Annotated in this window: 30 protein-coding genes and 1 pseudogene; 18 read left to right on the top strand and 13 right to left on the bottom strand. The window is 49.2% G+C overall.

Translation table 11 applies throughout. The features are described from left to right. Positions 1–11 precede the first annotated feature (11 nt). From JCM12308_RS01455 to JCM12308_RS32060, 4 genes are all read right to left on the bottom strand, one after another. The gene (locus JCM12308_RS01455; protein WP_054782631.1) at positions 12–794 is read right to left on the bottom strand and encodes a DUF2971 domain-containing protein; all 783 of its coding nucleotides are present in this window, start codon (positions 792–794) and stop codon (positions 12–14) included. Next, positions 791–1,492: a DUF4145 domain-containing protein gene (locus JCM12308_RS27595; RefSeq protein ID WP_128647304.1), complete on the bottom strand. Its 702-nt coding sequence runs from the start codon at positions 1,490–1,492 to the stop codon at positions 791–793. The genes JCM12308_RS01455 and JCM12308_RS27595 overlap by 4 nt, the downstream gene beginning before the upstream one ends. 183 nt (positions 1,493–1,675) lie before the next feature. Continuing rightward, on the bottom strand, positions 1,676–2,488 hold the full coding sequence (locus JCM12308_RS01445; protein WP_054782630.1) for a hypothetical protein: 813 nt from the start codon (positions 2,486–2,488) through the stop codon (positions 1,676–1,678). A 201-nt stretch (positions 2,489–2,689) separates the two neighbouring features. Beyond that, on the bottom strand, positions 2,690–2,815 hold the full coding sequence (locus JCM12308_RS32060; protein ID WP_268877650.1) for a hypothetical protein: 126 nt from the start codon (positions 2,813–2,815) through the stop codon (positions 2,690–2,692). Here JCM12308_RS32060 and JCM12308_RS01440 point away from each other — a divergent pair. The 4 genes from JCM12308_RS01440 (at position 2,814) to JCM12308_RS01430 (ending at position 4,467) form a co-directional block, all read left to right on the top strand. Next, entirely contained in the window at positions 2,814–3,071 is a 258-nt protein-coding gene (locus tag JCM12308_RS01440) for a hypothetical protein (RefSeq protein WP_054782629.1), read from the top strand. The two genes, JCM12308_RS32060 and JCM12308_RS01440, sit on opposite strands and share 2 nt — an antisense overlap. Continuing rightward, positions 3,068–3,343, top strand: coding sequence for a BRO-N domain-containing protein (locus JCM12308_RS28780; RefSeq protein WP_083416490.1), 276 nt, complete (start codon positions 3,068–3,070; stop codon positions 3,341–3,343). Before JCM12308_RS01440 ends, JCM12308_RS28780 begins: the two co-directional genes overlap by 4 nt. After that, entirely contained in the window at positions 3,340–3,870 is a 531-nt protein-coding gene (locus tag JCM12308_RS27590; RefSeq protein ID WP_128647303.1) for a hypothetical protein, read from the top strand. The genes JCM12308_RS28780 and JCM12308_RS27590 overlap by 4 nt, the downstream gene beginning before the upstream one ends. 252 nt (positions 3,871–4,122) lie before the next feature. Continuing rightward, positions 4,123–4,467 (top strand): hypothetical protein, encoded by a 345-nt coding sequence (locus JCM12308_RS01430; RefSeq protein ID WP_054782628.1) that lies wholly within the window; start codon positions 4,123–4,125, stop codon positions 4,465–4,467. 823 nt (positions 4,468–5,290) lie between these two features. Here the strand turns inward: JCM12308_RS01430 and JCM12308_RS01420 are convergent. From JCM12308_RS01420 to JCM12308_RS01400, 5 genes are all read right to left on the bottom strand, one after another. After that, the gene (locus JCM12308_RS01420; RefSeq protein ID WP_054782626.1) at positions 5,291–5,896 is read right to left on the bottom strand and encodes a tetratricopeptide repeat protein; all 606 of its coding nucleotides are present in this window, start codon (positions 5,894–5,896) and stop codon (positions 5,291–5,293) included. Between the two features lie 9 nt (positions 5,897–5,905). Continuing rightward, positions 5,906–6,154 (bottom strand): hypothetical protein, encoded by a 249-nt coding sequence (locus tag JCM12308_RS01415; protein ID WP_054782625.1) that lies wholly within the window; start codon positions 6,152–6,154, stop codon positions 5,906–5,908. A 1,044-nt stretch (positions 6,155–7,198) separates the two neighbouring features. Then, positions 7,199–8,050: a hypothetical protein gene (locus JCM12308_RS01410; protein WP_054782624.1), complete on the bottom strand. Its 852-nt coding sequence runs from the start codon at positions 8,048–8,050 to the stop codon at positions 7,199–7,201. 96 nt (positions 8,051–8,146) lie between these two features. Continuing rightward, entirely contained in the window at positions 8,147–8,569 is a 423-nt protein-coding gene (locus JCM12308_RS01405) for a hypothetical protein (RefSeq protein WP_054782623.1), read from the bottom strand. Further along, entirely contained in the window at positions 8,556–9,260 is a 705-nt protein-coding gene (locus tag JCM12308_RS01400) for a hypothetical protein (protein WP_128647301.1), read from the bottom strand. The genes JCM12308_RS01405 and JCM12308_RS01400 overlap by 14 nt, the downstream gene beginning before the upstream one ends. A 758-nt stretch (positions 9,261–10,018) precedes the next feature. Between JCM12308_RS01400 and JCM12308_RS01395 the strand changes: the two are divergent. From JCM12308_RS01395 to JCM12308_RS01385, 3 genes and pseudogenes are all read left to right on the top strand, one after another. Beyond that, positions 10,019–10,275, top strand: a pseudogene (locus tag JCM12308_RS01395) (YjhX family toxin). 210 nt (positions 10,276–10,485) lie between these two features. After that, positions 10,486–11,016 carry a GNAT family N-acetyltransferase gene (locus JCM12308_RS01390; protein WP_054782621.1) on the top strand — a complete coding sequence of 177 codons (531 nt, stop codon included), beginning with the start codon at positions 10,486–10,488 and terminating at the stop codon, positions 11,014–11,016. Between the two features lie 491 nt (positions 11,017–11,507). Then, positions 11,508–13,550 carry a methyl-accepting chemotaxis protein gene (locus JCM12308_RS01385; protein ID WP_208978170.1) on the top strand — a complete coding sequence of 681 codons (2,043 nt, stop codon included), beginning with the start codon at positions 11,508–11,510 and terminating at the stop codon, positions 13,548–13,550. Positions 13,551–13,616: 66 nt separating this feature from the next. Here JCM12308_RS01385 and JCM12308_RS01380 read toward each other — a convergent pair whose 3' ends face one another. After that, complete coding sequence (locus JCM12308_RS01380) at positions 13,617–13,925, bottom strand: hypothetical protein (RefSeq protein WP_208978169.1); 309 nt, start codon at positions 13,923–13,925, stop codon at positions 13,617–13,619. A gap of 291 nt (positions 13,926–14,216) precedes the next feature. Between JCM12308_RS01380 and JCM12308_RS01375 the strand changes: the two genes are divergently transcribed. Continuing rightward, entirely contained in the window at positions 14,217–15,509 is a 1,293-nt protein-coding gene (locus JCM12308_RS01375) for an RsmB/NOP family class I SAM-dependent RNA methyltransferase (RefSeq protein ID WP_054782620.1), read from the top strand. Between the two features lie 83 nt (positions 15,510–15,592). On the opposite strand, the gene JCM12308_RS01370 is transcribed toward JCM12308_RS01375, so the two are convergent. Then, positions 15,593–16,813 carry a tetratricopeptide repeat protein gene (locus tag JCM12308_RS01370; protein WP_054782619.1) on the bottom strand — a complete coding sequence of 407 codons (1,221 nt, stop codon included), beginning with the start codon at positions 16,811–16,813 and terminating at the stop codon, positions 15,593–15,595. Between the two features lie 337 nt (positions 16,814–17,150). On the opposite strand from JCM12308_RS01370, the gene JCM12308_RS01365 reads away from it, so the two are divergent. The 3 genes from JCM12308_RS01365 (at position 17,151) to JCM12308_RS01355 (ending at position 20,127) form a co-directional block, all read left to right on the top strand. After that, complete coding sequence (locus JCM12308_RS01365; RefSeq protein ID WP_208978168.1) at positions 17,151–17,618, top strand: MarR family winged helix-turn-helix transcriptional regulator; 468 nt, start codon at positions 17,151–17,153, stop codon at positions 17,616–17,618. Between the two features lie 115 nt (positions 17,619–17,733). Beyond that, positions 17,734–19,281, top strand: a complete 1,548-nt coding sequence (guaA, locus tag JCM12308_RS01360) for a glutamine-hydrolyzing GMP synthase (protein WP_054782617.1) — start codon at positions 17,734–17,736, stop codon at positions 19,279–19,281. A gap of 159 nt (positions 19,282–19,440) precedes the next feature. Next, positions 19,441–20,127, top strand: a complete 687-nt coding sequence (locus JCM12308_RS01355; protein WP_208608697.1) for a hypothetical protein — start codon at positions 19,441–19,443, stop codon at positions 20,125–20,127. Between the two features lie 8 nt (positions 20,128–20,135). On the opposite strand, the gene JCM12308_RS01350 is transcribed toward JCM12308_RS01355, so the two are convergent. Together JCM12308_RS01350 and JCM12308_RS01345 are read right to left on the bottom strand one after the other, a co-directional pair. After that, complete coding sequence (locus JCM12308_RS01350; protein ID WP_054782615.1) at positions 20,136–20,477, bottom strand: TraR/DksA family transcriptional regulator; 342 nt, start codon at positions 20,475–20,477, stop codon at positions 20,136–20,138. Positions 20,478–20,582: 105 nt separating this feature from the next. Further along, a complete protein-coding gene (locus tag JCM12308_RS01345) occupies positions 20,583–20,891 on the bottom strand; it encodes a PilZ domain-containing protein (RefSeq protein ID WP_014285310.1) in 309 nt (102 codons plus the stop codon). 278 nt (positions 20,892–21,169) lie between these two features. On the opposite strand from JCM12308_RS01345, the gene JCM12308_RS01340 reads away from it, so the two are divergent. The 7 genes from JCM12308_RS01340 to JCM12308_RS28765 all read left to right on the top strand — a co-directional run bounded on the left by JCM12308_RS01340 (position 21,170) and on the right by JCM12308_RS28765 (position 24,728). Next, positions 21,170–21,748 (top strand): NnrU family protein, encoded by a 579-nt coding sequence (locus tag JCM12308_RS01340; RefSeq protein WP_008551794.1) that lies wholly within the window; start codon positions 21,170–21,172, stop codon positions 21,746–21,748. Positions 21,749–21,906: 158 nt separating this feature from the next. Then, entirely contained in the window at positions 21,907–22,485 is a 579-nt protein-coding gene (locus JCM12308_RS01335) for an NnrU family protein (RefSeq protein WP_054782614.1), read from the top strand. 227 nt (positions 22,486–22,712) lie between these two features. Further along, positions 22,713–23,156: a tetratricopeptide repeat protein gene (locus JCM12308_RS01330; protein ID WP_054782613.1), complete on the top strand. Its 444-nt coding sequence runs from the start codon at positions 22,713–22,715 to the stop codon at positions 23,154–23,156. Beyond that, positions 23,126–23,383, top strand: coding sequence for a tetratricopeptide repeat protein (locus JCM12308_RS01325; protein ID WP_054782612.1), 258 nt, complete (start codon positions 23,126–23,128; stop codon positions 23,381–23,383). Before JCM12308_RS01330 ends, JCM12308_RS01325 begins: the two co-directional genes overlap by 31 nt. Continuing rightward, complete coding sequence (locus JCM12308_RS28775; RefSeq protein WP_208978167.1) at positions 23,384–23,656, top strand: hypothetical protein; 273 nt, start codon at positions 23,384–23,386, stop codon at positions 23,654–23,656. It begins immediately after the preceding gene. Beyond that, positions 23,572–24,033, top strand: a complete 462-nt coding sequence (locus JCM12308_RS32895; protein WP_444544396.1) for an outer membrane protein assembly factor BamB family protein — start codon at positions 23,572–23,574, stop codon at positions 24,031–24,033. Before JCM12308_RS28775 ends, JCM12308_RS32895 begins: the two co-directional genes overlap by 85 nt. A gap of 14 nt (positions 24,034–24,047) precedes the next feature. Further along, positions 24,048–24,728 (top strand): outer membrane protein assembly factor BamB family protein, encoded by a 681-nt coding sequence (locus JCM12308_RS28765; protein WP_208978165.1) that lies wholly within the window; start codon positions 24,048–24,050, stop codon positions 24,726–24,728. Positions 24,729–24,795 lie beyond the last annotated feature (67 nt).

The following is a 24,795-nucleotide window of genomic DNA, read 5'->3' as shown; positions in this document are numbered from 1 at the left end:
TCTCTCTCTAATTAAATTTTTTGAATATCAATTTGACTTTTACTTACTTTCGCATTGGGCGCGTAATTTTTGAGAAGTGCGTCAACTAAAATTTCATTTGGCGAGTTCTTGCACAATGGACCGAGCATTACTTCCGCATGTTCAAACACACCTTCGCATAGAGGCACATCTACAAATCTTTGCTCATAAGATATATTGTTCCTAAAGACCTCACCGTAACTTTTTGTAGTTGTTATGGCGAGGTTTCTCATAAGCCTAAACCTTACCTCCTCCTCAAACTCCCAATGTGCTCCTTTGAAAAGGCCGATTGCTGCGAACGAATGTTGGTCTTCTTGGATATCTGCGTCCCCGAAAGAAAAAACAGGCGAAATCTCAAATTCGTCCTTTTGGTACAAAACTGGATCTGGCCCGCAGAGTTGTCCCAAGCCAACCTCAGAAGTCTTACTATCTTTCGAGTTAACTTCGGTTACCTGAACTTCATTTGAGAGATAATTGTACCTGACTGGTTTCATTGATTCCGGAGCCTGTGTTTGACCTCGGACCTTAAATATCTCTTCAGGCAGTGATAACCGTATGCCATCTAAGTCAGAGTACATTCTCCACATTGGAATGAAGTCATCATGCCGTTTAGTCCATGAAGAGCAATAAATCTGCTTTGCTGAGTTTTTGAAGTTAAGAGCAATCCCTTCATTCGGATCATTAAGGCAGTCCAGTCTTGTGAAGCGCATGGTCTTATATTTCAATATACACGCCAGTGATTGAACGGAAGTGTAATGATAGATGCGATCGCTCATGAAGTTTCCTTCTCTGAACTACGTCTTTCAAATGAAAGCTCAAGACTTTCTGGAAGTGTGTAGATATTTTCGAGGAGGTGTTTGGTAAACGTCGCCAGATCCTCAGCATCAATCTTTTTCAAATTGCCAACATGAGCACCATCGTTTCCATCTAACTTAATTTTTTCAGCAAACCTTTTCAGTTTAGGGTTGAGGTGTTCTTCCTCACAAAGCCAGTTTATTCTGGCAGCGAGATTACCTCTGACATACTTGTTAGGGCCGCCATCATCCGCTGGAGTTTGCGGCAGTTTATCTTTGGTTGTCAGGTCCAAACATAAACGGAACATAGCTCCGGTAGCATTATAACAATCTTCGGTCAGGCATTTAGCACCTTCGTCAAAGGCACTCCGGATTGGTTCTGGCACGTGTTCAGGGCAAGGGATTTGATTGACTGCAGGAGGCCTGAGTTGAACTAAGTCAGTGAATACCGATCTTGAGTATCCTTGGTCTTCTGCCCATCTTTCTTGATGTTCATAGCGGTTCATTTGACGTTTTGGTTTGCAAGTCAAAACAGAACCAGCTTCGCAATTACGACAGGTGCCAAAAAACTGAACATTTTCAACATCATCAAACAGGTCTATCTTTGCATGTTCTCCAACATACTCGAACGTCATTTTTTTACAGCCGCACCAAAGACAATCTGCGACAAATTCAGACATCACAATCTCCTAAATCAACTTTTAATTGATTTATTATGAGTCTTACACTTTGCCAACCCGGGGAGTTGGAAGGATGGGCTGATCAAGTAAAATGCCTCGCAAAAATTACGAGGTTTTCTGGGTCTGACTTAAGTTAATCAAGTTGACGCTTTTTGCGGCCAACATCAAGTGAATGATTACAAATTACTGATCCTCGAAAAACTTCTCAGTCCTTTCATTGATAATAAAGTACTCCTTTATAAATATTTTGACCGACGAGTTACTTCCAATGTTTTTCTCGTATTTCCAAAATATTAATGCATCCCAAATTGTTAGCTGCGCCATAATTATTACATGATAATTATTTATCTCCTCAGATGAATGCACTCCTGACGTACTGGATGCATTAAGTTGATCTAGAGCAACTTTAAGAGTTCTATGCGTTCCCCAAATAAACTGACCTGTTGTGTGATAAATGTCGCTATTTTCACTTGCCCCAATCAACGCTTTTGCCAACTGATCCCAGCCTTTAGGTCCACGAAATTTGTCAGCAGAAGCTGAGTTGTAGTTTTCTCGATAAAGGCTCAACAGTTGAAAGAAGCGAGCATCATTTTCTCTCCGCAACTCCTGCTTCTTACTGTTCGCAAGCTGCTCCTCGTATTTCGCAATTTCAGCTTTATGCCTGATCTCGGCTTGCCGTTCTTGCTGCTCAAATTGCTTCACCACTGCCTTTCGTTCTTCTTTCACCTCATGCAGTTCATCGCGCTGGAGCTTCACCGCATAAAGCAGTCCTAAGAAGGCTAGGCCGGAGAACAGGGAGTTGGCGATTCCGAATGCATCACCGAGTGTGCCAAGCTCATAAATCTTGGCGTCTTCTCCTGAAAGCGAGTTCAAAGCGTGATCTAAGTTTAGGAACCAAACTATGATGACAAACAAGACCAATACCGCGATAGCGTAGTGCTGCCATGTTTTGTCTTTTTTGCTTTCGGCAGGTGAAGAGGACGTGCTTTCTGACATTTTTAAAAACAGCTTTTATAGAATGTAATGGAGATATTGTTTTGGACAGATTCCACCTCCCTTGACAACCTTCCCATCCTCCGTCAACCTGTCCAAGCTCATCTGAAAGCGGTGAGCCGGGTTTCGCAGCCTGAACGAACACACAAGGCGTCGACGCGCCAGAAAACCGCTTTTTGAGCGCGTTTTTTGCTGCGCATATGGTCAGGCGTTATGGGAGGCTTTGTGCCTGCCGGTTTCCTTGTGTACCGGTCTGCGAACCCGTGGCGTCTGGCCGCCATTTTCGCAGGTGTCGACCAGACTAATTTCGCACACAAGGGAATTAGTCATGACAGAACTTTCCCGGAATACCTCACTTAATGACATTCACAGCGGCCTTGCCACGCTCAACACCTTGAGCAGCCGCATGGAAGGGCTCTTCACCGCGCTCGGCCACATCTCCAACGAGATCGCTAGCTCCGATCCTCTGTGGAACGCAGCACTGGCTCTGCAGGGCGAGCTGGAAGACCGGCACACCAGCCTCATCAAAGCTCTGGAAACGGTGGAACTCAACGTCCGCAAGCTGAACCGGGGAGGGCAGGCATGAGTGCGCTCACCATCTTCGACTTTGAAGACCACAGCCTGCGTACATGGACGGAGGAAGGCCTGTTCTGGTTCATCGCCAAAGATGTCTGCGCGGCGTTGGAAATCAAGAACAGCCGCGATGCTGTCACCAAACTTGACAGCGATGACGTTCGTGTCGTTTCAACCGACACGAACGCGGGCAAGCGTCAAACAACAGCGGTGAATGAGAGCGGTCTCTACTCGCTCATTTTTGAATCCCGCAAGCCAGCGGCCAAAAAGTTCAAAAATGGGTGACGGCAGAAGTGCTGCCCGCGCTGCGCCAGTCCGGCATCTACTCCATGGGCCCCACACCCCAAAAGCCCGAGCCGCCAGACGCAAAGCAGGTTCTGCTGGTCAACGAGATGAACGCCCGCGCCAATCTCCTCAAAGAAGCGCGCTACATCTATGGCCGCGAGGCCGCCATGGCCCTGTGGGACAGGCTCGGCCTGCCGGATATCGCAGGAGAGGGCGTCAACGAAGTCGCCGGCACCGCTGCCGATGATCCCGATGGCTGCCTGAAACACCTGATCAACTTCACCTGCGGCAGAAACCTCTCCGTCCGCATTGCCCTGGCCTTCGCCTGGCAGATGACGTCGGCGCCCGCCGGATGGAGCAACTGGGCATCAAACTGCGCCCCCACGCGTACCCGGATGGCGTCGCCATCGCCTACGATCACGAGTACCTGTGGGAGGTCTTCCGCCTCACCCAATGGCACGGCAACTGGAAACTCGCCCTCCAAAAACTCCCCGCCGCCCACCAATCCCAAAACGCCATCACCATAGACGGTAAGCAGCGACGTGCAGTGGTGGTGCCGATCTCTCTGCTGGAGACGCGGTTAGGGAGTTAAGGAAAAGGCAAGGCTAGTTCAGTCCTGCTTTTTGCTTCTGTTCTTAATTTGCTTAATAGTGGGATCTTGTCGGGAAATTGATGATATGTTTCCGCTTCTCGGATGAATGATATCTACCCATTTCTCGCCATTAATGTAGAGTCATATATTGCTCAATCTAGAGTTGTAATTGCAGAAAGATAATGAAATGACAGCTTATCTTGAAAAGCTCAGAGTTTTTCTTAGATGGCCGATCACCACAATCGTACTATGCGTTTGTATTGGGTTTTATTGTGTGGCTTTTGCCCAGGGGGCAGCGGTCTGGTTTGGATGGTATAGCAATCTAGCGTGGATCGTTCCGATTTTTTTATTCTTAGCACTGCCTCGCTTTGGTTCCCTTGCTGTGTTGACCGTCGGCACATATGGGGCGTATTCGGTCTGGGATTGGAATGTACTCTTAATTTTGTTTGCCTTCTCCCCCGGAGCGATTTTTGTCATCGACTCAGGATATTTTAATCTACGTAATCTTGTCACAAGAGAGTTTGAAAACTGAGACACTGGACTATGTGTTTAGAGGGCTTCTCATAAAGTGCTCAAGATCATTTAGACTGTCTAGCCTGTTGTTTTTTGAGGTAATGCCGCTTGAGTATGCCTTTGCTCTTGGCGACTTATCTAGCTAATCTTATCGGCTAAGGCCGCCACCCACCTCCGATTTTGGGCAGAGGTCCCGATTGAAGGCGATCGAAATAAGCTTCCTCTGCGCTTGCTTTTGCTTCCTCAATTGTATCGCTTGAGCCGTGGGCAATGGCCAGTGTTGTAAAGTTTGCGGCCCAAAGCCAAACCATTCTCCCTTCAGGGCAACGGTCTTGATGAACACGCAACTGGCAAATGTCGTTGAGTGGGTCTCTGCCTGCTTCATCGTTAGGTTGATCGGGCCATGTAGGCCGCCAGATTATCCGTTTCTCGCTTGTCATCATGCTGCTCCGTTTTTGTCTTTGTACTCTGTTTGTTCTCTTGCAGCAAGCGGCGCAAAAGGGGAATGGGAACGTGAAGGAGGCAGGTGTACTGCTTCCTTAGTTGGGCTGTGGTTCGTGAAACTTATCCTTAAGCTCTGGGTTTTGTTCCAACACCCATTGCAAAAATTTGTCTGCTTCTGACATTAATATGCCATGCCTCTTGATGTCAGGATCGCCATGTTTGCCCCTATGCAACTCTGCATGAGTTTATGTTGGGTGCAATGGCGGTGCGCATCAGATCCGCCACGGGGTGGGAAATAGAACTCCGCTCCACGCGCAAAGCTGATCTACATGCCTATGTCAACCGCCTGCGCCAAGAGCTGGGGAAACCGGTTCTCAGCGGCAGGGGGAGCAGGTGGGTTAATTTCTAGGTGGATAAGCGGCGAGCCATCCGCGGGTCATCTTTTGGCCTTCGGTAACTTGTTCAGGAGTGAGCTGCTGCAATATTTCATCACGCAGATCTTTGGGAATTTGATCACCAGAGGCGGCAGCCATATTTACCCACATATAGGCGGTTATATAATCCTGCGGCACCCCGTCGCCATCATAATGCATCCGCGCTAAAAGATACTGGGCGGCAGAATCGCCTTGTAAGGCGACTTTACGGTACCATTCCGCTGCTTTCGCGTAATCCTGCGGCACCCCGTCGCCAAAATAATGCATCCGCGCTAAAATATACTGGGCGTCAGCAAGGCCTTGTGAGGCGGCTTTCCGGAGCCATACCGCTGCTTTCGCGCGATCCTCCGGCACCCCTGTGCCCGACAAATATGCTATTGCGAGCTGAAATTGGAGCTTTTTATCGCCAGTTTTATTTGCCAGATTGATGCAATTGGCATGGTGGGTAGCCTCCTGCCCAACAGGATCAACAAGACATTCTTCAAGCGTGTGAGAACTGGCTGGCTGCGTCATCCAGCCGTTACACATGATGAGCGTAGCCAACACCGAGGTTTTGAGTGTTATCTTCATAAGACCCCCTTAATTGGATTTGTCGTTGATCTGTTTTAGATGTGAGCAGATTTCCCAGATAGCTCCAAAGATAATCGCAAGACCGATCCAATGTATCACTCCAGCGTCTGGTAACGGGTTAGCATCACCTCTATAGAATAGCTTGGAAAAAGATTTGGTTTCTGCAATCGAAAACCCAAATATATTGCTTGCATACTGCAGAGCTCCAATTGCCAAAAAAACGTAAGCAATAAAGCGGCTCAATTTTGCAAAATACATGCGAGAATTCCTGTTTCAGATTTTACTTTTAGTAGTTCAAAGTAGTCATTCCAGTGCAGTTCGTTCCAAGTCGTTTGACCTCTACGGCCTGCCGATGGCTGCATGTTGGCGTATTACAGTTGCTCAGAGGTCGAAGCCAAGGAGCGCTCCTTAGTAGGACGCAGCATTTAGGGGTAAGCCAACGCCTGATTCTAGCACTCAGGCTTGTTTCGCCCCAAAGCCGCCCACACTCCATGCGGGGGCGGTTGCTCTTGGGTCGTTATCGCCGGGCTTTAATGTGCTTAATCGTACCTTGCGGAAGTTTTCGTGTTGCTTGGCGCATTTGTGTTGGATTAACTTGTATCGTGTCATTGCCGTCATAAATAATACAAGCTTCCATTAATAGGGTGACGTTAATCGTCATTGGGCCGCAATATACTGGCACACCTTCCATTGTTCTATCTTGGGTGAATACACTTCCAGTACTAAAAGTATACTCTGCGAGAGGTGCACCCTTAACTCGGACGGTATTTTGGAAAACTATTTTATCATAACCATTGGCAGGCCGAGTTATCAATCTCCCTTAGGCATCCCGCAGCCTGTAATCGCTGCCGATATTAAAACGGTCGATAAAATCTTCAGTTTCATAAACATTCTCCGTCTCTCAAAATGAGATAATTATTTTTGCCTATATATTTAAAGTTGCAAAATCAACCTAATACGCCTTGGGCGGGCTTTTGATTTGCAGTTTCAGATAGGTGAGAACAGGATAATCAATACCAGACGACAGTGCCCTCAGGACAAAGCGTCTTATAAACCCGCAGTCGATACTCCGAGTTATTAGGATCCCGTCCGATACCATCGTCAGGCGTATTTGGCCAAATCTGCCGCCAATTTATGCGCTTTTCATCAGTCATCTGCCACTCCATTTTTGTCTTTTGTGCTTATTTTGTTCTTTTTGGCAGGCGGTGGGATTTGTGGAATAAGAACATGAAGGAGGCAGGTGCTGCCTCCTTCGGCGGAGAGACTATGCGGGATAGGGAGAAGCCTCAGCACCTGGTTGGGTTATGGCGCCGTGATGCAGTTTTGGCCAGTGATGCCTTTTACCTCTTTACTGCAAACTGTTCGCTTTGATTGAAGCAGGAAAGACAGGACTTTAGTGATACTATATCCACCCGTTTCTGCTTCAGCAGAGCTGTAGTAATCAACGGTATTGTTGACGAATGCCAAAAAGTCATACTCAACAGGATCAGCAACAGCCATTACCAAGGTGTCCGTGCAAGTTTTTTGGTTGTAGGGAGCAGTGCTTGCTTTGTCCCATTTCTCTTTCACGCCAATATTGGCGGCTTCAGCAGCGTTGACCCAGTCTCCATTAAAATCAAGATGAGCTGCTCCAAACATGAGATCTCTTAGGTTGGCCGTTCCATTGCCAGTCATTGCTGCAGGAGCATTGTAACCCATCACTTTGGTGTCACCGTTGAACTTGTCAAAAAGCACTCTTGCCGGGCCATTTGGAGTGGTCGCGCCGCCGTTACAGGTAGCAAGCTCAATTTGTTTTGGGTGTCCAGGATGATACTCCGCTTCTAAAGCCGTGGCGAACTTTTGGGAGGTCATACCGCCAACTTCAGTGCAGCTGCCGTGTTCAACTACACGCAGATTACTGATGTTCTTCAGTTCAGGGGCATCAGGAGTTAAGGCTACAACATTACCTACTGAGTCCATATAGTAGATGTTCTTGGTACCCTTTGTTCGATTTAACCAACCCAGTTCAACAATACCGCCAGGTACCACATCTTCGCAAATAGAGGCCTGCACAAGTACGCCATCATTTGCCATGGCGGCACCCACGCTGGCGAGTAGGGATACGCCCACTCCAGCGCAAAAAACTTTATTGGTTTTTCTTGTTTTCTGAGACATGTTTCACTCCTTCTTATGTCCACCGAAGTGACGGAGAAGAGGAGTGATCGTGAACCAGCCCCTATGGAGCTGGCTAACAGGACGTAAATGGGTGCCTTATTGAGATGGCGCCTGAAATTGTTGTAGCCTTTGCTGTAACTGCTTCTTGTCTATGTCTATGTCTAGGGCTTCTAGCAACTTCAACTGCTCATTGCCCGAAAGGGTGTTTGACTTTTTATCGAGTTGCAGCTTCTGTAAGTTTAGTTGTGCTTGATAGTATTGCTTAAATGGAATCTCTTTGTCTTCGAAGACGACTACAATGTTGTCAAAGGTCGAGATGTGAGGCCCTTTCACAGCTTTAAGTTTGGGGCATTTGACAGGACGCCTAAACCGCCCAGAAACTTTAAAGCACCTAAGTTTGTTCTTTGAACTTTTTGTGAGTTTTGTAGTCAGTTTCGATGTATCCAAGCTTGAAGCTGCTACTGGAAGTGTTGCAGCGCTAGTTAATCCCACAGCTAGAAAAACGTTAATCAGTTTCATACATCACCTCGTCAACTGTACTCACAAGTTCAAGACAAAAATCTGTTTCTTCGTTGTTGTCTGGGCAGATCAAAGAAATTTTTTCCAGCAAATCATCTAACTGCTGGGCTTCAAGGCTGCGTTCTTCAGGTTCACTGTTCACAGCATCCGGAGAGTCGCAGCTCCCGTTATTCAATTGCTTTTGAGAGCAAACAATACTTGTAGATGGGAATACTTCAGCATTCGATATCGGGATAGAGAGCGCCTGCGTCGCAATCATGACGATGATACCGCCTATCATGAACACAAGACCAGGTGAGTTCGTCGCCATTGCAAACATGAAGCGCTGGCCCACTGGCTCATCGTTTGGTGGCTCTCCGTTTGCATTCACATTAAACTCAGCGGTTGCGCGCCGAAGAACGAAGAGGCCGCCAATTGAAGAAAGCGCTAAGCCGATCGTAAATCCGAGACTCGTCAGGAAAGTCCGATAAGTAAGGATGAGAGCTAACCGCCTTTCACGATATTCAAGGGACTGAGCATAGTACTCGTAGGTATCATTCGCCTTCATCGTGCTCAGCTTATCTTCAGGAAAAGCAAGCAGATTTTGAGACCATACAAAATAAAAAAAGATAGCGACTGAGCTCAATAAGGTGGCTGTCAAAAAGAAAATTGTAAGGCGATCTCTTCCTTCAAATCTTTCACTTCGTTCCACAACACAACCTCGTACTTTTAGTCAAATACACGTATTAGTATAGTTTTCTTTTTAACATGTTCAAAGTTTAGGTTTGAGTGCAGCTCAAAAAGGTCGAGTAAGATTACGAGTTTAAAGAGCGTTGCCTTTGTCCCAATTTGCCGCGTGTGTTGATTGAGTGGGCAAGCAGGCTTTTAATCGCACTGGACATAGAAACTGGTGATTGGTTGACTTCAAAATGTAAGACTAAAAAAATAGGCTATGTGATTTGTGTGCGATTAATTGATCAAATTATATTCATAAGTACTTGATAAGCATGATATTATTATGAATAAGCGGTGAAGCGCCAAATTGCCCTGGCGCGATTTAGAGTTAATCAATTAAAATCAAATTGTTACGCCTGTTTGATGTTGTATCAAGCCGGCGTTTTTTGAGAACGCAGCTTGCTCTTGTGTCGATCGAGTTATGTGTAGGCTGAGCGTGCCATTTGCTTGAGGTGCTTCCTTTTTCAAAAAATGCTTGCCAGCTGCGGACGTTGTAATGTAGGAAGCCGCTGCTTCATCGCCATAAATCTGAAGAGTTTTTGTTTAAACAAGAGGATCGGTAACCTTGCTGACTGCCTTTTTACAGGCCGACATGTTGTTCGCATTGTAAAAAGGGTTGGATCTATTGCTCGCATTCGAGTGATGCCTGACCTGGCAGGAAGCTGAAATTCATGCACCCACTCCAACTCGGTTGGAAGGGGAGAGACTACGCATGTATTTGGGTAACCAGTTCTTATGGACATCTCCAGACAAGAGCAGAAAATTCTGCATATGTTGGCGCAAGGCGGCTGCATCCGCGTCGAAAAAGACGACCACCGCCGTATTTCCAAAATTGAATTATTCACCCGTGAGGGTGGAGGTTTTCTGGCCTGAGCGACGAGTTATTTCGCAAACTCAAGCGTCGAAAATTGATCGCGTCTAAGAAAAGCGCGCCTTATCGTGTCACCAGAAAAGGTCTTACCCTTGTAAGATCGCAGGCTGACAACCGATAAGCCGTCGCAAGCGGACCTGGTCGAGTGTTCGGCGCCGATGAGCAACGTGATTTATCGGTCTCACACTTATCTTTCAGCGCCATAACTCAACAGAGGCTGAAGCGCAGTCTCTGCTGAAGCCTGTGAAGTACAGGTCCGCATAACGTGCGCAATCTGAAATTCTGATGGATCTGGTGAAGCAAAACACCAAACCAACAAGGATAAGTTCGCATGATTCATGCTGAAAATGAAAAACTAGAAATTCAAAATCTTCACTTGCACGCCTTTGGTGAGCAAGAAGGCCCAGTCATTCAAAAGATGACAGAAGAGTTTTTGCAGCTACCAGAAACTATCTCGATAAACGTCTATCGAGGATTGAGGATAGCTGGAAATGTACTCTTCTCACCATTCAGTCTGGATGATCATCCTGAGAAGAAATGCTTTCTTTTAGCGCCACTTGGTGTTCTGCCAGAATACCAAGGACTAGGCATTGGCAGGGAGTTGATTGAGAAGGGCGTCTATCACCTCAAGCTCATAGGCGCTGATGCAATCTTCGTACTCGGCTACCCAAAATACTACGCCTCCAGAGGCTTTGCTCCAGCCAAAGTCCTCCCGCCTCATCATAAGTTAGTAGGCGAAACGGAAGCCTGGAGAATGCTGGAGATTAAGCCGGGATCTATGGACGGTATCGGTGGCACTTCTGTCGCCGCCGCACCGATCATGAACCCGATGTTCTGGGATACTTCAGGAAGACCTGACTAGAAAAGCTACACGTGTAGAAGGGACATTGTTCCCTTCTACCAAACAAAGTAATTCGGAAGAATGTACTTTGAAACTGGAGGGGGATTGAGCTTGAGGAAGGGTTTGAGATCATGACGAGGGGACAATTGATATACCTATTCGATGTCGTTCTGCTTCAATTGGATCTATGTTGATATATTAGAATAACTTTAGCCAGCAAAGTAACTTGAAGCATTCAACTAGAGACCATAATTGAGTCGCAAAATATATGCCCTCTGCATATAGAATAGAAATATTCAGCTATATCGCAAATTATCTCACGCAGAGAAAATATTTTTGCATCTTTGTCGATTATTTGGAAGTTTCAATTAATATAGAAAAAGCAATGAGTTGTATTGATAAAAATTGAGTGCGGCAAAATGTATTACTAGGTTTTCTTTGGAAAACACTAGACTTAAGTTGCAATTAATTTTTGAGGGGTAGAGAGGTTGAGAATAAATTGAACTAATTCAATGGAAAATAACCATGTCACTGCGCCTCAGGATATTCGCTGCTGCGAATGCCGTGTTTTTGCTTGGCTTTATTGCCTCATCACAGTTGTTTCAGTCCTTATGTCCAACTCTTCAGAAGAGGCAGGACAGGAATTACTTATTGAGAACGCACAGGTTCAAGCAGATCTGGCCAATCAAACCATCAGCGAAGCCCAAATCATCACCGCAAGTTTTGCAGATCAGCTGGAACAAACGCTCCTTCATGTAGACTTGTCCCGTGAGCAGGTCGCCAACATTGCGCGCGACTTCTTCTCAAACAACCCCACTATTGATGGCCTGACCACCTCCTTTGAGCCCAACACCATCGGCGAGGATGCTGCTCATGTGGGGCAGGATTACAACAGTGAGGCAGGCCGCTTCTCTCCTTATTTCTCCCGCAAGGATGGCAAAACCGGTTGGCGGATTGCTGGTGCAGATGAGGCCGATGCGGACAGCTGGTACGGCCTTCCCCTCAGACTGGGTCGTGATGTGGTAACGCCGCCATACAGCTTTGAATCTCAGGGCGATACCGTCATGGCAGTTTCCATGTCTTCGCCTGTGTTTAATGCTAATGGCAAGGCAATCGGCGTTGTCACTGGTGATGTGTTCCTCAACGGCCTTATTGCGAGCCTCGAGGCGTCCAGAAAGTTCAAAAGCGGTTTTGTCGGCCTCGTAAGCGATGATGGCAAGTGGGTTGCACATTCCAACACCGAGCTAAAAGGTGAAGAGATCCCAGCAGACATCGCACAGCTTATTGTTGATGCAGGTACGCAGCCGATCGTGATCGAACTGGGCGACAAGGAGATCGCGACTTATCCGCTGACACTGCGTGGCACTGAGCAGGTCTGGTCTGCAATCGTAACCGTCGATAAAGCAGAGCTCCTGGCGGCTGCAAACACCACCCGCACCAACGCCATCATTACGGCGCTCATCTGCCTGGCACTGGGTGTGGTTGTTCTGTGGTTTGTCGGGTCTTCTATCGCAAAGCCGGTTGTTGGCATCACAGCGCGTATGAACTCCCTGACAAAAGGGAACGTAGACGAGCCAGTCGCTTTCACGGATCGCAAAGACGAAATCGGTCAGATGGCGAAAGCACTGGAAGTGTTTGTTGGCAATGCTGTTGAACGCCTGAAGCTGCAAAGTGAATCTGAGCAGGAGCAGGAAGCCCGTGCGCTGCGTCAAAAGCATATTGATGAGCTCATTACAGACTTTGACGATACCATTCAGGAAAGTCTGACCACTGTGGCAGATAACTCCACAGAAATGGAAATCTCGGCAAAAGCTCTGACGGGTATTGCTGAACATGCAACAGAGCAGTCAACAACCGCTGCAGCGTCTTCTGAAGAAGCTTCCACCAATGTGCAGACAGTTGCGTCTGCTGCTGAGGAGCTGGCCGCGTCTATTGATGAAATCAGTCGCCAGATCGGACAGACACAGAAGGTTGTTTCTGATGCCACATCAACAGCGCAGATAACCAACGACAAAGTCTCCAGTCTGGACAGCGCTGCTCAGCGGATTGGTGAAGTGGTGACCCTCATTCAGGCAATTGCAGAGCAGACCAACCTTTTGGCTCTCAACGCAACAATCGAAGCGGCGCGTGCTGGCGAGGCGGGTAAGGGCTTTGCTGTGGTTGCAGCTGAAGTGAAAGAGTTGGCCAATCAGACTTCCAAAGCGACAGAAGAGATCTCCAGCCAAATCATTGGCATCCAGAACTCTTCTCAGGAAGCTGTTGGGGCAATCAGTGCCATCACCAGAACCATGGCTGATGTGAATGATATCACGGCAACAATTGCAGCTGCAGTAGAACAGCAAGGCGCTGCAACAACTGAGATCAGTGAGAATGTACAGCAAGCAGCTGTTGGTACGCAGAATGTTGCAGAGAGTATGGCAGGTGTGTCTTCAGCTGCTTCTGAAACCAGCGCCACTGCAAGTCAGGTCCTGTCATCCTCTCAGATCCTCAACAAGCAGGCTGATATTCTGAAAGACAATATCGCAAGCTTCCTGCGCAATGTAAAAAGCGCGTAACTGCGATCAAATACAAAAAGAAAGATGGCTCACTCCGGAAGCGGGTGAGCCATTTTTGTATTCAGCTTATCGATGAATGCGAAGAGTGAAGAAGCTGAGAATACTCAAGTATGTCAGCAGGCAAACAACTGAGTAATACCATGTCGTGGAGACTGCAAAGACCAGCTCCAACAGCGCAAGGCTGCCCAAAGAAAGAACGGCTGAAAGCAGCGCATCAGTCGTAAAAGCGCCAGCTGCGAACATGTAATGGTTTTGCTTTGCACTAACCGGGGAGTTGGATGCAATCGAAGCGCCAATAAGATCTGCCTTCAAAAGAAACAGAATGGCATTGCCAAGCAGAAAGATGGAGACCTGATAAAACATAGAACGCAACACGGGTTGTTTACAGGATTGCGACGAGTTGCGAGACAGCATCTATGTTTTTAGTAAAATGCGCTATGCGTCACGAGGTAGCGGGTGAACCCCATAAATATCTGTATTTTTACTGTTATCTGCTAAATCCCGCATATGTGAGCGATGCAACACCCAAGAAATTGTTGAATGAGTTGATGTGAGCTTTGCCTCACAGATGCTATGCACTATTGAAATGCCTTGAGTATTGGCATACACGCTGCAAAGCCAAACGAATAAATCGTAAAATAGAATTCACGGAATTAGGGATCATTCATGCGCGACGGTGGACGAATTGCGGCTGCAATTGAAGTGCTGACAGAAATTAATGACCGCCGCCGTCCTGTGCAGGAAGCTCTGAAGGATTGGGGCAACAAGCACAGGTTCGCAGGATCCGGTGACCGGGTGGCCATCGGCAATCTGGTTTTTGATGCGCTGCGCCACAAGCTCTCCCACGCGCAAGCGATGGGATCTGAGAGTGCACGCGCTCTTGTGCTTGCCACTTATATTTGGGGCTGGGGCAATCAGGTCGAGAAGCTGGAGCAGGTGATGGAAGAAGACCGTCATGCACCAGAGCCTCTGTCCGATGCAGAACGCACCGCGCTGATTGAAAACAAGCAGGTCGGCGACAACGATCAGATCTCCGCAAACATCCCGGAATGGCTCTGGCCACACTTTCAGGAAAACTTTGGTGAAGACGCTCTGGCTGTTGGTCGCTCTCTTTCTGAGCGCGCGCCAATTGATATGCGCGTCAATACGGTGAAGAGTTCGCAGGATAAAGTTCTCAAACGCCTGTCACACCTGCATCCAGAATCAAGTGGTCTCTCACCAGTTGGTGTTCGTTTGGAACCAGTGGTGGGACCTCGTAAGTCACCGCACGTTCAGGCAGAAGAAAGTTTCCGAAAAGGCTGGTTTGAGCTGCAGGATGAAGCATCTCAGATTGCCTCCATCCTTTCTGGCGCTCAGCCAGGCGAGCAGGTTCTGGATCTTTGCGCTGGTGGCGGTGGTAAAAGCCTCGCCCTTGCAGCGCAGATGCAGAACAAAGGGCAGATCTACGCTTATGATGCTCACAAAACTCGTCTGGCACCGCTCTATGACCGCATGGCCCGTGCTGGTGTGCGCAATATCCAGACTATTGATCCGCAAACCGGCTCTCTGGACATTTGTGATGGCAAAATGGACCGCGTGTTTGTTGATGCGCCGTGTTCAGGCACCGGTGTTTGGCGCCGTCGTCCGGATACCAAGTGGCGTGTAACTGAGAATGCGCTGAATGGGCGTGTTGAAGATCAGGCGCAGGTGCTGGAAACAGCAACCCGTTTCGTGCGCTCTGGCGGTAAACTGATCTATGCAACATGCTCACTTGTACCAGCAGAAAACCAGCTTCAGGTTCAAGCGTTCCTCGAAAAGCATTCAGACTTCAAGCTTGTTGACCTGGCTCCAGTCTGGGAAGAGCACTTTGGCGATGTTACATCTCGCCGTCCGCTGTTCAAGGATGGTGGTATGATCACGCTGACACCGCATCACACAGGAACGGACGGCTTTTTCATCGCAATGATGGAACGATACTAAGAGCTAGCCGGCCAACAACTATCAAAAAATGAAAGCCTGTCGCAGCATACCTACGACAGGCTTTTTTACTGAAAACAAAATGATTAGCTTGTAGACTTCTCTTCGAGTTCTTCAGAAGGCTCAGGCTTGTCTTCAGTCTTGTCAGCTTGCTCCACGCTCGCTGCTTCGCCGCTTTCTTCCTGAAGTACTTCTGTCTCGTCCAGCTCAGCGTTCTCTGTTGCGTCAGGCTCATCTACCTCCACAGCCTCAGCCACACGTTTTTCTTCACGAACAGGTCGCTCATAGCCTTGCTCAGCAAGATATTCGATTTCTTTGATGGCTGCGATTGTGGCTTCCATAAACTCATGACCTCTTGCGTGAGAGGTCAGCACGTCACGGGCAGCATCGCTGGCACCTGCTGCCGCAAGTGCGGCGCCAAGCGCATTAGCAACCTGCTTGTTGCCGGGAGCGAGGCGCCAGGCTGCTGCAGCATGATAAACGCCAGCATACACCAGTCCCATCTTCCGCTTGCCGATGCTTAGATGCACAAGAGCCGCCGCATTGTCTGGCTCGCACGCATGCGCTAGCTCAAAGCTCTCAACAGCACTGGCCGTACTGTCCTCCAGCAAATAAGCATGGCCCATTGCAACAAGCACTTCCACGTTGCGCGGTTGCAGATCATGCGCCTCATTGAGGCGAGCAAGAGCCTCTTCGCTTTTCTTGCGGATAATCAGTACTTTCGACAGACCAAGAAGCGCTGGAACATAATGCGGATCAAATCTCAGGGCCGCACGATAGTTCAAGATCGCTGCTTCTGCATTCGTCTCAGCACTTAAAGCATCGCCGAGCAAAGAAAGAGCAGGGGCGCTATTGGGGATCTGCTGTACAAGGCGTCTGGCGTAGGGCTCAGCTTCTGCATGCACGTGCATTTTGATCAGAATAGTCGCCAGTCCATAGAGCGCATTGCGATTGTCTGGCTCGGCTTCTACGACAGCGTCAAATGCCTCTTTAGCTTGCTCTAGATAGCCAAGCAAAAGCAGCGCGTTGCCCATATTGGCGCGGGCTGGCAGATGCTCTGGCTTCATGAACAAAACTTTGCGCAAATGAGCAACGGACTCCCGAAGGTCACCATTGCGCAGCATGATTGTTGCCATCTTAAAGAGAAGTTCCACATCATCCGGGTAGCGACCCACGAGATCCTGATAAACAGGGATCACTTCATCAAAGCGTTCATCCTGTTCCAGATAAGAAATCGCATCCAGTGCAGCGTTGATTTTCTCTTGCCGGGTATCGGCTTCCGGCGTTCCACGCAGTGTCTCTGTCATCTTTTACGGACCCCCTTGTTGGGCAGTGCCGTCCGTAGATCCAACCGGATGGATCTGCTGACAGGCAATTCTGCGAATCAAATTCGTATCTATGCAGTAAGAAGCCTAAGCGCTTGGCAAATCAGCGTCAAAGGTGGAACGAGTGGATCGGGAAGGAAGGCGTGGATAGATGATCTTGAACGCATCAAAACCACAATCAGGGGCTAGTGCCTGGGAAAAATCACCAATATTCAAGTCAGCTTAACCATTTTCCGTTTTTCTTATCGGTCAATGGAGTGAAGCAAAGCATTCGACGCAGGGCAAAAGGGTTATGGCCGAGAAGTACCGTGCCAACATAATGACACAGGCAAGTCTGTTTGAAGACGAACATAACGTCGAGCTGCTGAACTATTTGCCGCTTCGCATCATTGCGACAGGCCGCTTCATTGAGCGACGCCTCTCTGAACACTTGCAGACAAATTACGGACTGTCTCTTCCTTCCTGGTTGGTCCTGAGCGCTTCTGAACGTTTGGGAGCTGTCTCTGTTCGGGAACTTGGTCCTGTCATTGGTCTGGATACGGTTGCAGTCTCCCGCGCTGTAAAACGTCTATCAGAAGCCAACCTCATCAAGAAGCAGGAACATCCGAGAGATCGACGCCTGGTTCGGCTAAGCCTGACAGAAGAAGGGCGTGTTGTTCTGCGCTCTTTGGAAGCGCAGCTGGAGAAGCTCGAAAAGAATCTTTTGCCACAGCTTGATGTTCAGGAGCGCATCAGACTGGGTCAGATGATGAGCAGTATAGAAGAGCACGAGCAGTCCATTTTGTAGCTTGGCGCAGCTTTGTTCAAAGCTCACAGAAAAACACCTAGCGCTCTTAGCGTAACTCCAAAATTTCCTCGGAATAGACCTTCCCAAATCAATGCGTACAGAGTAGAAGCTGCGCATGACTGACCGCATCCTCATTATTGATTTCGGATCTCAGGTCACTCAGCTCATTGCGCGCCGTGTGCGCGAGTCTGGTGTGTATTCTGAGATCGTTCCGTTCCAGTCTGCAGAAGCTGCTTTTAAGGAAATGAATCCAAAGGCGGTGATCCTGTCAGGTGGTCCGGCATCCACGACTGAAATGGGGAGCCCGCGTGCACCCCAGATCGTATTCGAGGCTGGAATTCCTGTCCTCGGAATTTGTTATGGTCAGCAGACCATGTGCGCCCAATTGGGCGGCGAAGTTGCCACATCCGACCATAAAGAGTTTGGCCGGGCGTTTGTTTCCGTCGAAAAGTCTTCTGCACTGTTTGAAGGCTGCTGGGAACAGGGCTCCAAGCATCAGGTTTGGATGAGCCATGGCGACCGTGTTGTTTCCCTTCCAGAAGGTTTTGAAGTGATCGGCACTTCAGAAGGCGCGCCGTTTGCAGCAATTGCAGACGAGAAACGCCACTTCTACGCCGTTCAGTTCCACCCGGAAGTGGTGCATACGCCAGATGGGGCGAAGCTCATTGAGAACTTCACCCACAAAATCGCAGGCTGTTCAGGCGACTGGACCATGGCGGAGTACCGCCAGCAGGCCATTCAGGCGATCCGTGATCAGGTTGGCGACGGCAAGGTCATCTGCGGCCTATCCGGCGGCGTTGACAGCTCCGTAGCAGCTGTTCTGATCCACGAAGCTATCGGTGATCAGCTCACCTGTATCTATGTAGACCACGGCTTGATGCGCCTTGGAGAGACCGAGCAGGTCGTTTCCATGTTCCGCGATCACTATAACATCCCGCTGGTTCACGTAGACGCTTCTGATCTGTTCATTGGCCAGTTGGAAGGTGAAAGCGATCCAGAAGTCAAACGCAAAACCATCGGCAAGCTCTTCATCGAAGTCTTCGAAGAAGAAGCGAAAAAGCTTGGTGGTGCTGACTTCCTCGCGCAGGGTACGCTGTATCCTGACGTGATCGAGAGTGTCTCCTTCACCGGCGGTCCATCCGTAACCATCAAGTCTCACCACAATGTTGGTGGCTTGCCAGAGCGGATGAACATGCAGCTGGTCGAACCACTTCGTGAGCTGTTCAAGGACGAAGTTCGTGATCTCGGTCGCGAACTTGGCCTTCCGGACAGCTTCATTGGGCGTCACCCATTCCCAGGCCCAGGTCTGGCAATCCGTTGCCCAGGTGGTATCACCCGCGAGAAGCTAGACATTCTCCGTCAGGCAGACGCCATCTATCTTGATGAAATCCGCAAGGCAGGTCTTTACGACGCCATCTGGCAGGCATTCGCAGTTCTTCTGCCGGTGCAGACAGTTGGCGTAATGGGCGATGGCCGCACCTACGAGTTCGTCTGTGCCCTGCGTGCAGTGACCTCCGTGGACGGAATGACAGCTGACTTCTATCACTACGATATGGAGTTCCTTGGCCGGGCAGCGACCCGCATCATCAACGAAGTCCGCGGCATCAACCGCGTCGTTTACGATGTGACCTCCAAGCCTCCGGGAACCATCGAGTGGGAATAAAATTATCAAAAACCGGGGAAGGGAACTTCTCCGGTTTTTTTGTTTGAGCAGCAGACAGAGCATCGGACCGACTTAAAACACTAAAATAGTATGGTTTGTGTCTCTCTCTGTTCAGTAGGATGATCGGCGCAGGAAATGCGACTAAGAGGCGCTGCTGCGATGACGACGTCGATTTTGAGTATGTTTAAGAAGAAAAAGCCGTCCAAATCAGAAACTCCAAAGGACGAGCTGGATTTTTATCTGCATCGCTACGATTCATACGAGACCTACAAAGAAACACAGATTTTCTACAACAAGAAGAAACTTCAAAAGATTTGGGCAGATAAGGCAACGCTTGATCGAGTGAAGAACATTGTCCGAGAAAGCTTCCAACACGATCGGTTCAGAGGCATTTGCCACGGCTCGAGAAACGGATTTGAGCAGAATTATCTTGTTGAGGATAAAGCATTCGATGTCTTCGGAACGGACATCTCTCCCACTGCCAATCAGTTTGACCGCTCAGTAGAATGGGATTTTCACGACGAAAGAGAGGAATGGCGAAATACCTTTGATTTCATCTACTCTAACTCGTTGGATCAAGGCTGGAACCCAAGGCAAGCACTAACGACTTGGCTCAACCAAATACATAGCGACGGCCTTGTGATTATAGAACACACAGACGCTCATGGCCCTTCAGAAGCAGGAGCTAAGGACCCATTTGGGGTGAAGCCGAATGTCATGCCCTATGTATTTGCAGATTGGTTTGGCCATCAGGTTAGTACGTCGTTTGAGATCGCGAAGAAAGACAACATGGACATGCAGGCTTGGTTGTTTGTCCTGAAACGCAATGTTACTGTAGTTGTCTAGAGACACATCTACCCAAACAGCTTCGCGCAGCTCACGCAATAAAGGGCAGCGGGATCAACACGCAGGCGGGCTTCGGGGATGTCTTCGCCGCATTCTAGACAGAAGCCGTATTCATCTTCTTTGATCCGTTGAAGTGCGCCATCTATGCGTTGGAGTTCGCGGGCGCGTTGGCGGTCATTGGCTTGTGCCATTGCTTGTCGCTGCATGGCGTCCATGCGGGAGAGGCGGCCAACGGACTGTTGATCGAGCGTAACGGTTGCGCGATCACTCTCAGAGATCTCTGACAACTCCGTGAGTTCAGCTTTGCGTGCCAGAAGTAAATCCCGGGCTTCATTGAGAGTAAGTGTCATCCGATCATCTCCCACCCAACACTCTGGCATCAGTATGAACGGGAAACGAGAAGCTGTGCAAGCAAAACAAAAACGCCCATCAATGTGGGCATTTAAGAAGGTGCTTTAGATTTTCATCAGGCTGGAAACAGTTTCCTTTTCACCAATGAACTCGACACCTAAAGTGTCAGCTGTTCTCCAGCGAACTTCAGCCTTCACGCGTTGGCGCAAATGCACCAGATAGAGCATGAACTCATCTGGAATATCGATTGTTGTTTCCATCTTCAATCGGGCGCCAAAATCGGACAAATCGCGAATGATGCAATCGAAAACCATCGACTGGCTTGCGAAGACGATACGCCCTTCCTTCAGCGTACGCCGACGGCGCACTCGGCGACGTTCTGTGATCTCTGTTGCACTGTCACTCTCGGACATAGAACTTTCCAGGCGCTGTTTCTGTTTGAGAATCCTTAGATCTTGCGCAAATATAGGAGTCAAACAGTCAAGTTATGATATATGCAGATAAACCACTCACCCTGATTTAGCGAGAAAACGAGGATGACCTCAAGGGTTCCTTGAAAAAGAATTGGGTAAATGTAGAAAACACCTTACGCAGGGACGATCAGGCTTATTGATATTTCACGGTGTTTGGTCACAGTGCACAAGCTCAACTAAGGGCTTTAACGTAAAATACAAAACTAAAGGGTCACTCGATGACGCTGTTACTTGTCGGGCTTTTCATCTTTTTGGGAATTCACTTTGTCCCATCGTTTCCGGGCTTTCGTGATTCCGTCGTCCAGCGCATTGGACTAAATCCATATCGCGCAGTCTATTCGCTGATCGTGCTGACTGGCCTGTTCTGTATGATCTACGGCTTCGTTCTGGCGCGGGAAGAAGACCTGTTCCCACTGTACGTGACACCGTTCTGGTTGCGCCACCTGGCTATGACACTGCTGCTGCCGGTCTTTATTCTGGTCTTCGCGAAGTTTATCCGGGGAAATATCGCCAAGTGGACCAAAGACCCTGTTATTCTGGCCGTGAAGATCTGGGCGATCTCACATCTGCTGGTGAACGGTGAGCCGTATTCCGTTGCTCTCTTTGGTGGATTTCTCGTCTGGGCAATCTGGGCACGCATATCTTTGAAGAAATTCGACCGCAAGAATACCGAGGCCGAACAGTTCCCGCATGCCATTCGCAATGACATCATCAGCGTTGTCCTTGGCTTCCTGCTCTATGGCCTTTTCGTTTGGAAGCTGCACGAGTTGTTGATCGGTATGGCGATCCTGACTTAAACGGGGCCTGAAACTAAATATTTGAAATCGCCCGCATGAACCAACCATGCGGGCGGTTTTGTTTTTGGGTTGGCGCGACCGCAATGCGGAAGATTACTTTGCAAATGAGATATTCGTGAAATACCTTGTTCTCAATTGATCTTGGGAGAGAGCAAGGCATGATATTATTGATTTCAGGACTTACCGCATTTTTCGCGGTGCATTTGATCCCGTCCTTCACTGGGCTGCGGGAAAGTTTGGTTCAGCGGCTTACATTCAACGGATACAGAGGCATTTACACGCTTGTAGCACTGGGCGGGTTAGTTGCCGTTGTTTATGGCTTTGGTGCAGCATGGCATGGCGATTATACGCCGTGGTATGTGCCGCCAGACTGGGGGCGTCATGTCACCATGCTTCTGATGCTTCCAGTCTTTCCGCTGTTCTTTGCCTCTCAGCTGAAAGGGAACATCACCCGCATCACCAAACATCCGCTCATCAATGCAACCAAACTCTGGGCCGTTGCGCATCTGTTTGCTAATGGAGAGCCTTACTCTGTGGTGTTGTTTGGTTCATTCCTGATCTGGGCGATCATCGTCAGGATTACCATTGCCAAACGCGAACGCATCACGCCACCGAACCGAGACTATCCGAACGCAATGAAAAACGATGTGATCTCTGTAGGGCTTGGCCTGATTTTCTACGGCCTGTTCGTGTGGAAACTACATGCAATTTTGATTGGCGTGCCGATCATAACTTGACCTTTTGCATGCGTTAAGGTTTCAAGACAGACACCAAAGTGGTTCCCTCCGGCATTTACTCTTGTAAATGTTGGCAGGGAAAACTCTTTTCTTGCCCTAATTAAGCCACTAATCGGTTGAAAGAGGTAGAGAAAGAGGTTTGCCTGCGGCTCTCTTAGTTTTAATGTGACGCCGCCCATTGGGATACCACAAACCTAAGAATCGTTGCTGCAGGAACATTTGAAGTTATGTCCGACATTTTTCGCGAAGTCGATGAAGAAGTAAGAAGCGACCAGTTTTCAAAGCTTTGGAAGCGCTTTGCTCCGGTTGTATACCTGACAGCAGGTCTTATCGTTGTAGGTACCGCAGGTTACCGCGGCTATGAGTACTGGCAGACCAAACAGTCTCAGGCAGCAGGTACAGAATTCCTGGAAGCGGTTAAGCTTTCTGATGCAGGCAACTACGCAGAAGCGCAGGCTGCTTTTGTCTCCATGGAAGGCGCAATCGGCGGCTATCCAATGATGGCTAAGATGCGTGTTGGCACCGAGCTGGCGCTGGAAGGCAAGTCCGACGAAGCCATCAAGCTTTTGAGGCCGTCGCGGCAGACAGCTCTACACCAACCATCTACAAGGGCCTGGCAAACATCCGCGCAGCTTATCTGTTGCTGGACAGCGGTGACCTTGCAGCTGTGAAGAAGCACACTGAGGTTCTGGCTGTTGCAGGCAACACCTGGCGCTTCTCCGCTTTGGAAATTCTCGGTGCTGCCGAGTATAAGGCAGGCAATCTGGAAGCGGCACGTACACGCTTCAGCGAAATTGTGAATGATGCAGCCGCCCCATCTGACATTTCCGGGCGCGCACAGATTTATCTTGAACTGATCACCTCTGCATTGGGCAAAGACGAAAAGGGGACTGAATAAGTGAGCGAGACCAAAAGAAAGTCTTGGAAGGCTTTGATTGGAACCGGCGCGCTTGCGCTGACGCTGGCTGGTTGTTCTTCTCTTTCCAGTCTTAATCCATTCGGCGGCGATGACGAATTCCTTGAAGGCGATCGTCAGCTCTATATCAGGGCGCTCTCAAACCGGCTGCGACCGGTGGCGATGCCACGATCGGAGCGGCAACCGGCGGCTCCACATGGCCAACAGCTGCTGGCCCGAAGAGCAATGACCCTGGCAACATTGCAGTCAATGTAGGCGGCGGCGTTGCATGGTCCTCCAGCATCGGTCAGGTTCGCTCCCCAGGCTTCTTCGGCATTGGCTCCAGCAACCCGCGCACTGCAGCGCGTCCGGTTTCTGATGGTCAGCGCATCTACGTTTACAAGTCCGATGGCAATCTTGTTGCTCTGACAACAGGCGGTGCCAAGGTCTTCACAAAGAACCTGGGTCTGGAAGGCGAAAACGAAGTCGCAGCAGGCGGCGGCGTGGTGCTTGATGGCGGCAAGATCTTTGTCGCAACCGCATATCGCAATGTTTACGCTCTCGATAAGGCGGCAACATCCTCTGGACCAAGACGCTGGAAACCCCGGTTCGTGGTGCTCCAGCAGCGTCTAACGGCAAAGTCGTTGTCGTAACCCAGGACAATGAAGTGATCGGCCTCAACCAGTCAGATGGTGAGCAGGCATGGTCCTTCGCCGGTATCGCAGAGCAGGCTGGCCTGCTTTCCTCTGCTAATCCGGCAGTTTCCGGCAACACTGTTGTTGTGCCATTTTCCTCAGGTGAGGTTATGGCGCTTGACATTAACAGCGGTGAGCCTAAATGGATCGATACCGTTGCACGGTCCTTCCGTACACGCGCACTTTCTGGCCTGACTGATGTTTCAGCAAGCCCGGTTATTGATGGCAACAAGGTTATCGCAACCTCCGTTGCAGGTCGTACACTCGGCATCTCGCTGAAAGACGGTGAGCGTTTGTGGGAGTCTGATTTCGGTGCCGTACACACGCCGGTTGTTTCCGGTGGTACGGTGTTCCTGATCGGCTTGGATGACAAATTGCATGCAATCTCAAGCAAGACCGGCAACCTTATCTGGAGTGCCAAGTTGCCAACTGGCGAAAGTGACGCCAAGAATGTCAACTGGGCAGGTCCAATTCTGGCCAATGGCCAGCTGATCGCCATGTCCAGCAATGGTTACCTTGCATCTGTGAATGCAAAGACCGGCCAGGCATCCGCATCGCGGAAAGTGACCAGTGGCGTATTTGTATCACCAATTGTTGCTGGTGGACGTATGGTCGTCCTTACCAGTGACGGAGCGGTTGCAGCGCTGAATTAAAACGTGCCTTCGCAACTGTGGCATTGAGCCCGGTTTTCGGATATGGGTACGATTAAGAACAAAAACT

The sequence above is a fragment of the Pseudovibrio denitrificans JCM 12308 genome, from assembly GCF_001310815.1.
In the GTDB taxonomy this organism is placed as follows: Bacteria; Pseudomonadota; Alphaproteobacteria; order Rhizobiales; family Stappiaceae; genus Pseudovibrio; species Pseudovibrio denitrificans.
This window is presented reverse-complemented; position numbering and strand designations above follow the sequence as displayed.